Below are 13,220 nucleotides of genomic sequence, written 5' to 3' on the forward strand. Positions count from 1 at the left end.
AAAAAAGAGCCCTGGGGACTCTTTTTTGTGGTTTATGAAGCTTCTTCGTCTCGTTGTTCGTATCCATCAAAGTGTTCTAAAAGGGCTTCTGATTCCGCTGTGTCCCACGGAGTCAGCCATGACGTAACGGAATTCCCCTTGGCATCCTGCTGAATATGAAGGACATGATCAAAAGACTCTTTCAAATAAGAACTGTGAGTGATGACGAGAATTTGTTTAAACTTGTGATTCAAGCTCCGTAACATAGCCACGACATTGTCCTGACGGTCCTCATCCATGGATCCGAACACCTCATCCATAGCGAGTATATCAAACGTTTTCTGCCCCTTTTGGCTGGCTAAAAGGTTTGATATGGCAATGCGCTGACAGAGGGCGGCCAGTTTCTTCTCACCACCCGAGAAAAACGGGAGTGACTTCTTTTCTCCCATTCGATACATGGAGATTTCGTAATTGTCATCCAGCTCTACCTGATCGTATTTTCCCTGTGTCATTGTTTCCATGTCCGCACTCATCATTTCAGACAGAACAGGAGACAGCTTACGGAGAATGTCAGCTTTATATTGTTTGTAGATTTCGTCTAACTTTAAGAGTGTAGTCATTTTCTTTTCCTGATGAACGAGCGATTCCTTGAGCTTATAGATTTCACTAAGCTTTTCGTTCACATGTTGAAGATCTCGTTCCGTTTGTTTGATTTCATACGTGAGACGTGTGGCTCTATCTTTGGTATCAGCGGATGCGTCTTGCGCTTCTTGAACAGACGTTTTCAACGTTTTGTATCCTGCTTCGTCAAACGCCAGTTCATCCTTTTCCTTGTTTTTCACAGCAAACACTTGCCGAAGCCGCTTCATTTCGTCTTCATCCTTTTGAATGCTATCCACAAGAGATGGGATGTCCTCAATCGAGCTTTCGATGCGAATAAATTCGTTGTAAAGGGATTGAGCATTTGTGATCTTTTGAATGAGCGTCTGGTAGCGTTCTTCGTTGAATTCCACATGCCCGATCATCTTGGTTTTTTCTTCTGTTTGTTTTTGCTTTAGGTTTACAGCCGCCAGGGATTGCTCTAAATGGTGGCTCCGTTCTTCCATCTTGTGTTTCAGAGGTAGAGCCTCTTGCAGTTTCTTCACCTTTTTTTCCTGGTTTTCAAACAAGCTGCGCGCTTCTTTTCCTTTTTGTATGAGGTGGTTCATCTTTTCTTCGAGGGTTTTTTGATCCTGTTCTACTGTCTTTTGGGCCATTTCTGTATCGTCTATTTTTTGATGGTAGTGTGTACCAAGCGGACGCTCACAAATCGGACAAGGTGCTTCTTCCCCTAAGTCTTTAAACTTTTTAAGGTCGTCGTCTGCTGTTTTCTTTTTCTCTTCGAGGTTTTTTTTGTGAAAGGAAAGTTCCTGATGTTCATTCAAAAGGGTGCGGTAGGTGGTTTCAGCTTCTTTCAACTTGCGTTCCTCTTGTACCAATATGCTTTCGATGGGTTGAAGAGGTTTCATCTTTTCCTTCAGATCTTTGCTGTCCTGCAAAAACTTTTCTTTTTCCTTGTCTAGTTCCGCCTTCTCCCGCTCTAAACGCTCTTTCTCCGAAAAAGACGCCTTCGCGTCGGCCATTTTCTCTTTTTCTTCAAGGAGGGTTTCATATTGTGTCTTGCATCCTTTCAGTTCCTCGTAACGTTCTTTTGCTTCCTGAAGTTTTTTGAGTCGGGATTGGTTGGGAACAAGGGAGCGCTCTTCAATCGTATCCATCGAACGTGCTGTGGTTTCAAGAATGGTTTTTAATCCCCTGTACGTTTCGTAATCCTCGTCTTTTTTCTTTTGTTCAGCAAGAAGCGTTTCGTACTGTTCCTTTGTTTTTTCGTGTTCTTTTACGGCTTTTCCGTGAGCCTCTTTCGATTCACGAAGAACCGTTCTGAGGCGTTTTTCTTCTTCCATCAACGCCTCTTGTTTTTTCATTTTTTCACGCGTCGTTTCCGTTTCATCCTTGATTTTGCGGTATTTTTTTCGTTTGGCTTCCGCTGCATCATCAATCGCTTCAATTTGCAAAAGTTTGGATACGGTCTGAACACGTTTAGCAGGGCTTAATTTGACCAGGTTATCAAAGTCATCCTGTTCCGCGTAATAACAACTACAAAAGGCATTATGATCCATTTTCAGAAGGTTCTCTTCCACATATTGCGTCAGATTCGATGTTCCTGTTGCAAATGGGTGGCCATTTCCTTTGTAGAGATAACAGTGGCGGGCGCTCCTTTTATTGTCCCGCTTAATAACGTAAAATTCTCCCTGGTATTCAAAATACAGCTCCACAAAGGTATGCTCTTTTTTACCTGTCGGTGTATTCGGGATATCGTCCTTCACAACACCTTTAATTTTCCCGTATAAACACCATCCGACTGCATTTAAAAGCGTTGATTTCCCAGCCCCATTCTTTCCAATCACTCCGAACAGACCTTCTGGAGGGAACAAAATTTCCTGGTGTTTGTATTGCCTGAAATTATGAAGGGTCATTTTAATTAAGCGCATCGAGAGCTTCCTCCAATCCTTCGATTCCTTCCTTATACACATCTTCTTTGTCAAAAGAACCATCATCTTCAACGGTTTTCATAAACGTTTTAAAGCCTACAACAACACCTTCGAACTGAACATCCTCAGCCGTATAGGAGTCTTTGGTTCGATTCACTTTGTCTTTTAATTCCAATTTAAAATGAAGGGCATTCTCTGTCTGACGAGCTATTTTATCAGCGTCAATCAGATGCTTCAAATGGGTCGGTAGTTTGGAAATGCGGAACCGCACAATCGCGTCTGTCAGATCCCTGGATGTTAAAATGGTTTCGATTTCTTGATTGATGTCCTCTATGCTTTTGTGTTCCGCGTTTAAAACAGGTAAGTCAAACATCGGACGAACCCTAAGAGGCAATGCTTTTTTCTGAACCTCGTGCGTATCTTTGTTGATTTCAACAAGCCAGACTTGAGGATTCATCGACACATCCCCAAAACCAAGACGTTCGATCGGTCCTGAGTAACAAATGTTGTGCCCAAAATCTGTTGGAACATGGTAATCACCTAACGCAAAATAGTTCATATCGCACCTGATAACGGAATCAAGATCTACGACAAGCGAATTGATCGCATTTTCAGCGTAGTGGCTAATCGATGTTACGCCGAAATGCCCCATACCTATATTAATTTTCCCGTCTTCTTTCCTGATCTGTTGGAGCATTTCATCAAGGTGTTCCTGATAAAAGGTAGAAGGTGCACAGTGAATACTTACGTTATGCTCTTCTAGTCGGATAACTTCATAAGATCCCCTGTAAGACGTGTATACACGAGGGTGAAGCCCCAGCGACTCCAGATGACACCCTTTCCCAATCTGCTTCGGCAAGTCATGATTGCCTACAACTTCAACATAATCAATGCCGTGCGAGGTGAGCCGAGTGACTTCTTTAGCATGCTGATTGTATACATAAGGGTTTGCTTTCCAAAAGTCCCAACTGTCTCCTGCATTTAACACTGCATCCACCTCGTGTTCAATCGCCAGATCCATCACTTGTTTCATGGCTTGATCGATATCGTGCTGACGAATATTAATTCCATCAACCTCTTTATCGATACGAAGCGGAGCGTATTCGTTATAACGGCTTGCATTTCCCGAATACCCTAAATGCCAATCTCCTGTGTGAATAAATCGAAAAACGTTCTTCATTATCATGCTCCTTTCATGGAAATCTCTTGTTTTCATTATATCATTCCAATATATGCAAATCCGATTTGAACATGTTGATAAATGATTAAAAAATAGTTTTGACAAATACGGTATACCCGTTCGTCCTGCCACATACAATGAAGTAAACACCACAAGAAGGGATGATGTTATATGAATAAACGTTCGTTCATTATCGTTCAGGATCTTCATAAGTTCACAGCAAAGACCTCTTCTGTACTTCTTACTAACCCTCCTAAAGTAAAAAAAGCGTAGCCATACTTCACTGGAATCGTTTCAAAACCACAGGCCATCGCCTGTGGTTTTGTTATGTAAATCCTTTGAAGCGATCGATCCCTGGTGCTTTTCTGTCTCCTTCGTATTCCTTTTGATCTCGTTTGATGACATCCTCATAAAAATCAATTTTCAAAGGTACGGCAAACGGAGCGTCTGAACTCGTAATAATGGCCTGCCCTGGCATAAGGGCTCCGATTTCTCTGCTTAGTTTGTGAATCGGTTTTTGAGCAATGCTGTTAAGCACTTTAAAATCCGCCTCATCCGTTATCGCCAGGATGATGAGCGAATTGAATTGACTCATCAGAATTTCGTTCATCAGTTTAGGTTGTTGGGTAATGGCTATGAGGCCCACCTTAAATTTGCGGCCTTCGTTGCAAATCTGAGCGAACACGCTTGACTGATTGGTGTGTTTACCGAGAACGCGCTGAGCTTCTTCCATGACGATGGACACAGACGGCGCTTCCCGCATAAGCTGTTCCCGATTTTTCGAATACGCCAATCGCCGTTTTCCCATGACTTTCGTTGCCAGAACGGTTGATAGCAGCAACTCATGGAGACCAACTAAGCTCGCCATATCGACAAGGACCGTTTTCCCCTGTTCAAGGAGAGTGAGAATCTCTTCCACATTGCTGACAGATCGGTCTCGTACGATATAGGGGGCATCGAGCACTTGCCGAAGCTTAGAACGGGTGGCTTTTAACGTGTCATCTTTGTAGTCTGGAAATAATTGCTGAAGCGTCTTCTCATCCCCGTCCCCCTCAAGAAAGGACAAGTCCGTCGGATCTCCTTTGCGCTCTTCCTCAGAAACGGGTGTATCCGTCAACACCTGAAGCCAGCCTCTCCCGTGATCATAAGAAGCTTCACGGAGCAGGCGTTCCTGCGCGTCACTCCAGTGCAGCTGGTCCCGAACATTCAAAAGGGCTTCAATGGAGATATCCTCGTAAGAGAGACGAATTTTCCTCGCTGTGTTTCTGGCTTCCTGCGCAAACGAAACGAGCGTTTCTTTCGCAAGAGGATGACGGTTTAAATCTTGTATGTATTCGCCGTGCGGATCAAAAATAAGCGCACCTGCTTCCCCTCTTGTCGCCATGATGGATCGGAGAAGGACTTTCATGGCATTGGATTTTCCGCCTCCTGTTTTAGCAAAAAGACCAACATGGTACGGGAGGAGTTTTTTGAACAACCCAGCGCGAACATTCATCTCAGAAGAGGCACTTCGTAAGTTTCCAAGCGGGAGGTCTCCGACTTTTTCCCCGAAATCTCCTTCAAAATCCTCCGCACTGATTTTCCTGACAGGACTGAAGTACGAAGGTGGGCGTTTAACAGAAAGAAAGTGCTGATCAGGAGATATGTATCCTAAAGGTTCACACAAGGCATGATAAAGCAATTGGTTCTTTTGATCGGACTGATAGACCTCTGTCGGATGTTCGTGTTCGTCTTTCACGTTTAGATAGCGCAGGTCTTTCAGGTTTCTGGCCACTTCCTCAGCCCAAACCGTTTGCCCAAACTCAATATCCGTTACCCGTACTAAAAATTCCCCCATCCCTGATTGGTCAGGAACCATTAACAATTGACCCAATTCAATGTCTGTCGGACTTCCGTCTGGCTGAAGAGAGTCATAAGAAAAAACAATTTCGCCGAGATTTCGTCCATGTATATATCCATGAATCTCCAAAAATATCATCTCCCAAAAGATAGTTTATCGAGTTGATCGTGGTACCGAGAAAACAACATTTCAAACGACTCTTGTGTAAACCCATTTTCAAGACACCCTTTTTTAAACTGTCTAAAGCACAGATCGAAATCGGTTTTCGAGATGCGAACCGCGTCATGGATATGTTGCATGGGGTAGGGGTATCCAAATGTAGGAGGGTCAAAGCAATAAGATCCCACCCATGAGATCACGGTTTCAAAGGCAATGTCGTCTGGTTTTACGACATCCACCCGAAACAAGAGTTCTTTATTTTTGGAGAATTGAACAAAATACGTATCGTGCTCTTCAATGTAGGTATACCAGTTCTGATTCGGGTGCTGCACCTTTCTTGCTTTTTGCAGCACAGGAAGGATCGGAGCTGACCCGATGGAAAGCCCCGTATCTTTGGATAGGCCGATAAGGGAAATGCCTTTTGATTTTGCGTTTTTGGCGAGGCTCTCAAAAAAATCATGATTCGTTGAGATTTCCCCAGAAATTAAAGAGCCGTCAAAAATAATAAGATCTCCGCGGTCAAGTTTATCCACTAAATGAGCGATCTTTTGCCATTCGAGGAGTGTTCGTATGTGATCTGAAATTTTGTCGAATTGGAGTGTTCTTGATGGAGCGGACCCTGTAACGGTTGTAAAGTATGTGCTGTGCCGCGCCCCGTATCCGATGACAGGATCATCATTATGAGCTAAAAACTCCACAACAATGGGGTCGATGGAGTGTTCAACGAGATTTCCCTTTTCATAGAGAAGGTATCCAGAACGAAGAGATGAGAACAGGAAGTTCATGCCCTTTCGATCATGATTGCTTCCGTCAACAGCAGCGAGACGACAGGGGTGATTGGATGCTTTAAATGGTGTGAAAGCGAATGATCGGGTTTCTTGTTTCCGCTGATCACGAAGCATATATTGAACGCCCGTCAGGGCGGTTTGGAAAGAATGAGGATCGGTATGCATGTCGATTAAGGTCTCCTTTCGCAGTTTTCTTATTGTACTGAAAGGACTAAAAAAAAGAATAACCAGGCGGCTATTCTTTTCGCAAAACGATATTCGATTTTGGCAGGGGGCCATAATTGACAATGGAGGTATGCGTTACCTGGAACCCTTCAAAAGACCAATCGGAGTATGAATCTCCATTCTTCAATTCGATGCGTCTCCCGTTGTAAATAAGCCGAACCGTTCCAGAGCCGTCCGCTTCATACACGGCAATTAACGGGTCGTCGCCTATAAAATACTGATAAGGAAATGTGGCAATGGGAAGCACATCATTGAATCGTTGCAGATTCCCGATTCGACGATCATACACGACGAGCACTTTCGTGCGTTCATTCGGAAGCCAGCCCTCAAATTTAACATCCAAAACCTTGTTTTCTCGATCAAAGCTCCATGTTTCTAAGTTTTCTTTTAATGAGTCAAAACCCGAGTTTTTCCCGCCATACTGTTTTTGCTCAATAATAACGGTGATCACGTCTCTTTCGTTCAGAACGTCTGATGTTTCCTCGTGGAGGGGTTCAGCCTCTTCCCAGGTAAAAAAGACCTGATAGTGAAGCCATCCTGCCAAAACCACAAGAGCCAGGAACCATTTATATGTAAACCATCGTTTCATGCTCAACACCTCACCTTCCCTATTTCAAAAGAAAAGATAAAGTCCTCATAAAAAAAACAGGGTTCCAAGACCCTGTTCACGAGATTCCGTTATCCATTTTTTTCTCCGCTTCATCGAGCAAATCTTGGAAAGAAAGATCCTCAACATCGATGTCAGGATACTCGTCATCTTCGTTGTCAAGAAAAGAGGGGGTTTCAGGTGGTACCGTTTCTTTCGTTTTGGCAGGTGTCGTTGGTTTATAGGAAGCGGATGGTTTCTTTTGTCCTGTACCCGTCGTTCGGTTGGAAGTTGAGGAGCTTTTTGATACATTTGCATATTGTACATCCGCCACGACCAACTTTGTATGCCCATTTCCGTCCGTATAACAGTAGCAGATGAATTCCATTTCCATCCCTTTGCCCTCATTGTTTTTGTCCGCTTGTTCACTCAGCCATTCTGCTTTATCCCCCCAAATCGTCACGGTCGATTCGACGGTTTGAGATCCGATATCGAGCGGGTATACCCCTTTAAACGAAACGCTAAATTCCGCCGTCGGAATTTGACCTTTTGCGGTCTTCTGGAGTTTCAAAGAAACAGGTTCGCCGATCATCCCTCTTCCGTGGAAGACAGGGACCTCTTCATGCAGCGCCTCGACAACATAGAATTTGTTGTATTTCTTGTTGTTGTATTCTTCTGTGTAGGGATATCCGATTAAAAATTTCTTCATCCCTTTCCCGCCTGTCAGGGCATTGTTTTTGGTGTCTTTTTTCGCTTCCTCTGCAATCCAAAGTGCTTTATCCCCCCAAAAAGTGGCATATAAATCAAGAGAAGTTTGTTCAACAATCGGTACGTACATATTAAAAAAGATCGGAACATTTACAAAAGGAACGCCTTTTTTGGTATGCTTTAAAACGATTTCTTTACCGAAAACAGCCATACTATGAATACTTGGTGTGGCCATACTCATCACCCTTCCGTTATTCATTTTTATAAACTCTACACATTGTAGCAAAAGAGGTTGTTTTTGTTTATACAATCTTTCCATTTAAAAACCACGTTTTTTCCGCGGTTTTTAATTGCGCGACTTCCGATACCCAGCTTCTTCAGCTGATTTTTCTGAACGAAAGTAGTCAACAGGCTGGACCGTCTCATAGAAACGACCGTTTGGAATGTGGTAAATTTTCTCGCCCTTTTTGTTAATATTCCCCTTTACAGGATAGAACGTTTTCTTGTAATTCCTCACGATTTTTTTAAACATGGTATCAACCTCCTTGCCTTCTCCATTTACTATATGGTTTTAGCATAAGAAAAATGATGGGGTCACGTTTTTCGGCATACTTTTTATTTCGAAAGAAAAAACGCCCTCCACGAAGGCGTTAGTGTTGTTATGATTCTCTTTCTTCCTCATCAGGAATACGGGCAATGACGCTTAGTTCGTCCCCGTCTCTTAAATTTATGATTTTCGTCCCTTGGGCCACGCGGCCAAATTGCGAAAGCTCTTCGGCTTTCATTTTCATAAGGGTGCCATTTTTGGTCATAAGCATCACCGTATCTTCTTCCTGAACGGTTAAAGTTCCGATGACTTCCCCGTTTTTATCATTCAGCTTGGCAATTCGAACCCCTTTTCCTGCCCGCTTTTGTACGCGGAACTCACCAAGAGGAGTTCGTTTTCCGAAGCCTTGATTGGTTGCAACAAACAGGTCCGCTTCTTCTTCGTGGACCGCAAAACTTACAACCGTATCCCCTTCATTTAAACGTATGCCCCTTAGTCCTGCGGCCGTTCGGCTCATCGGACGAATTGAAGATCCTTCGAACGTGATGGAGATGGCTTTTCGGGTCACAAGCGTTATGTTACGGTCATCACTTGTTAAGCACACGCCAATCAGACTGTCCTGTGGTTTCATGCGAATGGAAATAATTCCATTCTGACGGATGTTTCCGAATGCAGAAAGCGGGGTTTTCTTGACATGTCCGTTTTTCGTAACAAAAAGAATCTTCTGGCTGCTCGAAAACTCTCGGATAGCTAAAATAGCTTGAATTCGCTCATCATGCTCTAGATCAAGGAGGAGTTCTACGTTTGTGCCCCGATTATTAGAGGTGGATTCGCTTATTTCGTACACTTTCTTTTTGTAAACCTTCCCTTGGTTGGTAAAGAAAAGGAGGGTATCTTTGTTTTTGGCGACGTGTAAATGTCGAATAAAATCATCTTCAAGGAGCTTCATACCACTTACTCCGATGCCTTTGCGACGCTGGGTACGATAGGTTGACTCTAATGTTCGTTTAATGAGCCCGTCATGGGTAATGGTGACCACCACGTCATCATTTGTGATCAAATCCTCGTCATCAAATGATTCAATGTCATCGGTTAGTGTGGTTTGGCGAGGTTTTCCGTACTGGGAAGAGATGCTTTTAAGGGTTTCTTTTATATCTTCATGGATGAGAGACGGATTTTCTAACTTTTCTTTTATGAGAATAATCTCTTTGCCCCGTTCTTCATGTTCAAGACGTAATTTATCCTGTTCAAAGTTCGCAAGCGTTTGAAGTTTTCGATCCAAAATGTTTTCTGCCTGAATTTCATCAATATGGAGATGATTCATGAGCCCAAGCATCGCCTCTGGTTTATTGGTAGATTCCCGAATGATCCTTACGGTTTCATCGATGTCATCTAGTGCTTTGATGAAACCAGATAGTAAATGCATTTTTTCTTCTTGTTTTTTCAGGTCAAACTGAAGACTTCTTGTTAACACTTCAACCTGGTGATCAATATAATGGGCAATGATTTCTTTCAGGGAAAGCTGACTCGGAACCCGCGATATGGTGTCCTTTCCCTTCTCAGGAACCAACGCCACCATGTTATATCCAAAGCTTTTTTCAAGATCTGTTTTTTTATAAAGGTAGTTTAGTACAAGATCAGGGTCAGCCTCTTTTTTTAACGTAATAATGATGTGGACAGGGTTGTTCCGATCAGCCTGATTTGATATACCGTTCGTTTCAACAAAGTCAATAAGGCCGTTTCGTTCGACCTTCTTCTTTTTGGCGCGTTCCTTAACGTAGTGATCCCATTCGCCCTGTAATTCATAGATCCGTTTCACGAGCATTTCAGGGTTAACCTGATAAGGGACGGAGCGGATGATAATCTGATTTTTCTTTTTAGTGGAAACAACATCGACAATCCCTCGAATCTTAAAGACACCACGACCTGTGTTAAAAGCTTCTTTTATGCCACTCTTCCCCATCACAACGCAAGGATGAGGGAAATCAGGGCCAGGCATAATCGTCATCAATTCTTCTGCTGTAATCACAGGGTTTTCCATTTGAGCAATGACGGCTTCTACGACTTCTTTCAAATTATGAGGAGGGATTTTGGACGCCATTCCAACCGCAATCCCCTCCCCTCCGTTCACGAGCAGATTTGGGAATACGGACGGCAGCACGTGAGGTTCTCGTTCTGACCCATCATAATTATCCTCGTAATCGACCGTGTCTTTGTGCAAATCGCGAAGCAATTCGTTCGAGATCTTTTCCAAACGAGCTTCCGTGTACCGCATAGCAGCAGCAGCGTCTCCATCGATAGAGCCGAAGTTTCCGTGACCGTTAATTAAAGGAACGTTCATATTGAAGTCCTGCGTTAAACGAACCATGGAATCATAAACAGCAGAGTCCCCGTGAGGATGGTATTTACCAATGACTTCACCCACAATACGGGCGGATTTCTTATGAGGCTTATGACTGTGCATCCCTAAATCGTGCATCGCATACAGGATTCGCCGATGAACGGGCTTCAGACCATCTCTGACATCAGGTAAAGCGCGCGAAACAATAACGCTCATGGCATAGTCCAAGAAAGCGTCTTTAAAAATAAGCGGCATGTCTTGATAGTCAACCTTTTCATTAATAAACGACATAGACTGTTCCTCCTAAAAATCGATATTCATAGCCTGGTGTCCGTGTTCGACGATGAATTCTTTCCGAACCTGAACCTGTTTGCCCATGAGGTCACTTACAATGCGGTCTGCCTCAAGTGCGTCTTCAATTGTGACTTGAATCATCGTTCGGTATTCAGGATCAAGCGTTGTTTCCCAAAGCTGTTCGGGATTCATTTCTCCGAGCCCTTTGTAACGCTGAATAGAAGGTTTTGGAGACGGGGCCAGTTCGTTTAAAATCCCTTCTTTCTCTCGGTCCGTATACGCATATCTCATGCTTCTTCCCTGGCTAATTTTAAAAAGCGGAGGCATTGCAATGTAGATATGACCTCCTTCAATAAGAGGGCGCATATAGCGGTAGAAAAAGGTAAGGAGTAAGATCCGAATATGAGCTCCATCAACATCCGCATCCGTCATGATGACAATGCGACTGTATTTTCGTTTCTCATAATCAAAGTCATCCCCCATGTTTGTGCCGATGGTGTTTTTGATGGCTTCGATCTCCGCATTGCTCAGCATATCTTCAAAACTTGCTCGTTCTGTGTTTAAAACCTTCCCGCGAAGCGGTAAAACAGCCTGGAATTTACGATCTCTTCCCTGCTTCGCGCTTCCACCAGCGGAATCTCCTTCGACGAGATACAACTCAATGAGGTTTTTATCCTTGGATTCACAATCAGCTAATTTTTCAGGAACCGAGTGAGTTGAGGACTTGTTCCGTCTTTTCTTTTCTTCCAACGCCCGCTGTTTCGCCATTGCTTTTCGGATTTCAAACGATTGAATTACTTTTGAAGTGATCGCTCCAGCTATGGTTGGATTTCGCTCCAGGAAGGCCGTAAGGTGACGGGCTGTGATATCACGGACGATGCCATTCACTTCGGAGTTCCCTAGTTTTGTTTTTGTCTGTCCTTCAAATTGAGGGTCTTCTACCTTTACGGAAATAATGGCTGTTAAACCGATTCGGCTGTCATCTCCGTTTGGATACTCTTTTCCTTTTATAAGATTGTAATTGGTTATGTAATCTTTCAAAGACGTTGTCAGCGCATGTTTAAATCCTGTTGTATGTGTTCCGCCTTCATGGGTCTTAATGTTGTTCGCAAAACTGAAGATGCCCTCTTTGTCCCCGTCGTGATATTGAAAGGCGATTTCCGCTTCCACCCCGTCCACCATGTCTTTTGCGTAAAAAACGGTTTCATGAAGAGGTTTTCTGTTTTGGTTTACATATTCGACATATTGCTCAATGCCTCGATCAAACTGTAAAACATCCTGCTTTGGAAGATTTGTCCGATCATCAAGGGTTCTCTCGTCTGTTAATACAAGAACCAATCCTTTATTAAGAAACGCGCTTTCTCTCAGACGTTTATAAATGGTTTCATAGTCATATTCCGTCGTTTCTGTAAAGATGTCCTCATCAGGTTTGAACCAGATTTTGGTCCCCGTTTTTCCATCAGGTGCCTTGCCAACAACATGAAGCTCTTCTGTTTTTTTGCCTCTTGAAAATGACATCTGATACATGTTCCCGTCTCGCCATACGGTCGCCACAAGCTGTTCTGATAAAGCGTTCACAACAGAAGATCCCACACCGTGCAGTCCTCCTGATGTTTTGTAGGCAGACCCCTCCTGGTTGAATTTACCTCCTGCATGAAGAACCGTCAGAACGACTTCAAGGGTGGAGATGTTCATTTTTTTATTGGTGCCCACTGGAATTCCGCTCCCGTCGTCTTCAACCGTCACAGAATGATCCTTATGAATGGTGACCGAAATGGTCGAACATCGGTGGGCTAAGTGTTCATCGATTGAGTTATCTACAATCTCCCAGACTAAATGATGCAGACCTCTGACAGACGTTGATCCGATATACATGCCTGGGCGTTTTCGGACAGCTTCAAGACCTTCTAATATTTGAATTTGTTCATCGTTATACTGTTGACTCAAACCCCTCATCTCCTTCGGCTAATTGTAGAAACAAATCACTCAACAATCAATTATTTATTTGAAAACAATAGGTTTTTCGTGTTTTTAAACAAAAA

The 13,220-nt window shown here is 43.4% G+C and carries 9 protein-coding genes; all 9 read right to left on the reverse strand.

Annotated features, from left to right (window positions below; all coding sequences use genetic code 11):
• Positions 1-32: 32 nt before the first annotated feature.
• The 9 genes from IMZ31_RS20375 to IMZ31_RS20415 all read right to left on the reverse strand — a co-directional run bounded on the left by IMZ31_RS20375 (position 33) and on the right by IMZ31_RS20415 (position 13,134).
• Entirely contained in the window at positions 33-2,510 is a 2,478-nt protein-coding gene (locus tag IMZ31_RS20375; RefSeq protein WP_207531368.1) for an AAA family ATPase, read from the reverse strand.
• Positions 2,497-3,690, reverse strand: coding sequence for a metallophosphoesterase family protein (locus IMZ31_RS20380; RefSeq protein WP_207531369.1), 1,194 nt, complete (start codon positions 3,688-3,690; stop codon positions 2,497-2,499). The genes IMZ31_RS20375 and IMZ31_RS20380 overlap by 14 nt, the downstream gene beginning before the upstream one ends.
• A gap of 325 nt (positions 3,691-4,015) precedes the next feature.
• Entirely contained in the window at positions 4,016-5,659 is a 1,644-nt protein-coding gene (locus IMZ31_RS20385; RefSeq protein WP_207531370.1) for an ATP-binding protein, read from the reverse strand.
• Positions 5,660-5,664: 5 nt separating this feature from the next.
• On the reverse strand, positions 5,665-6,642 hold the full coding sequence (locus IMZ31_RS20390) for a DNA double-strand break repair nuclease NurA (protein WP_207531371.1): 978 nt from the start codon (positions 6,640-6,642) through the stop codon (positions 5,665-5,667).
• 70 nt (positions 6,643-6,712) lie between these two features.
• Complete coding sequence (locus IMZ31_RS20395) at positions 6,713-7,291, reverse strand: hypothetical protein (RefSeq protein ID WP_207531372.1); 579 nt, start codon at positions 7,289-7,291, stop codon at positions 6,713-6,715.
• A gap of 76 nt (positions 7,292-7,367) precedes the next feature.
• Positions 7,368-8,315, reverse strand: coding sequence for a hypothetical protein (locus tag IMZ31_RS20400; protein WP_207531373.1), 948 nt, complete (start codon positions 8,313-8,315; stop codon positions 7,368-7,370).
• A 27-nt stretch (positions 8,316-8,342) separates the two neighbouring features.
• Complete coding sequence (locus IMZ31_RS20405) at positions 8,343-8,528, reverse strand: sunset domain-containing protein (RefSeq protein WP_207531374.1); 186 nt, start codon at positions 8,526-8,528, stop codon at positions 8,343-8,345.
• Positions 8,529-8,655: 127 nt separating this feature from the next.
• Complete coding sequence (gene gyrA, locus IMZ31_RS20410; RefSeq protein ID WP_207531375.1) at positions 8,656-11,175, reverse strand: DNA gyrase subunit A; 2,520 nt, start codon at positions 11,173-11,175, stop codon at positions 8,656-8,658.
• 12 nt (positions 11,176-11,187) lie between these two features.
• Complete coding sequence (locus tag IMZ31_RS20415) at positions 11,188-13,134, reverse strand: DNA gyrase/topoisomerase IV subunit B (protein ID WP_207531376.1); 1,947 nt, start codon at positions 13,132-13,134, stop codon at positions 11,188-11,190.
• Positions 13,135-13,220: the final 86 nt, after the last annotated feature.

It is taken from the genome of Pontibacillus sp. ALD_SL1 (assembly GCF_017355605.1).

Excerpts from the sequence above, each read along its gene's own strand:
- IMZ31_RS20375 (WP_207531368.1), bottom strand. The coding sequence starts at position 2,510 with ATGCGCTTAATTAAAATGACCCTTCATAATTTCAGGCAATACAAACAC.
- IMZ31_RS20380 (WP_207531369.1), bottom strand. The coding sequence starts at position 3,690 with ATGAAGAACGTTTTTCGATTTATTCACACAGGAGATTGGCATTTAGGG.
- IMZ31_RS20390 (WP_207531371.1), bottom strand. The coding sequence starts at position 6,642 with ATGCATACCGATCCTCATTCTTTCCAAACCGCCCTGACGGGCGTTCAA.
- IMZ31_RS20395 (WP_207531372.1), bottom strand. The coding sequence starts at position 7,291 with ATGAAACGATGGTTTACATATAAATGGTTCCTGGCTCTTGTGGTTTTG.
- IMZ31_RS20400 (WP_207531373.1), bottom strand. The coding sequence starts at position 8,315 with ATGGAAAGATTGTATAAACAAAAACAACCTCTTTTGCTACAATGTGTA.
- IMZ31_RS20405 (WP_207531374.1), bottom strand. The coding sequence starts at position 8,528 with ATGTTTAAAAAAATCGTGAGGAATTACAAGAAAACGTTCTATCCTGTA.
- gyrA (WP_207531375.1), bottom strand. The coding sequence starts at position 11,175 with ATGTCGTTTATTAATGAAAAGGTTGACTATCAAGACATGCCGCTTATT.
- IMZ31_RS20415 (WP_207531376.1), bottom strand. The coding sequence starts at position 13,134 with ATGAGGGGTTTGAGTCAACAGTATAACGATGAACAAATTCAAATATTA.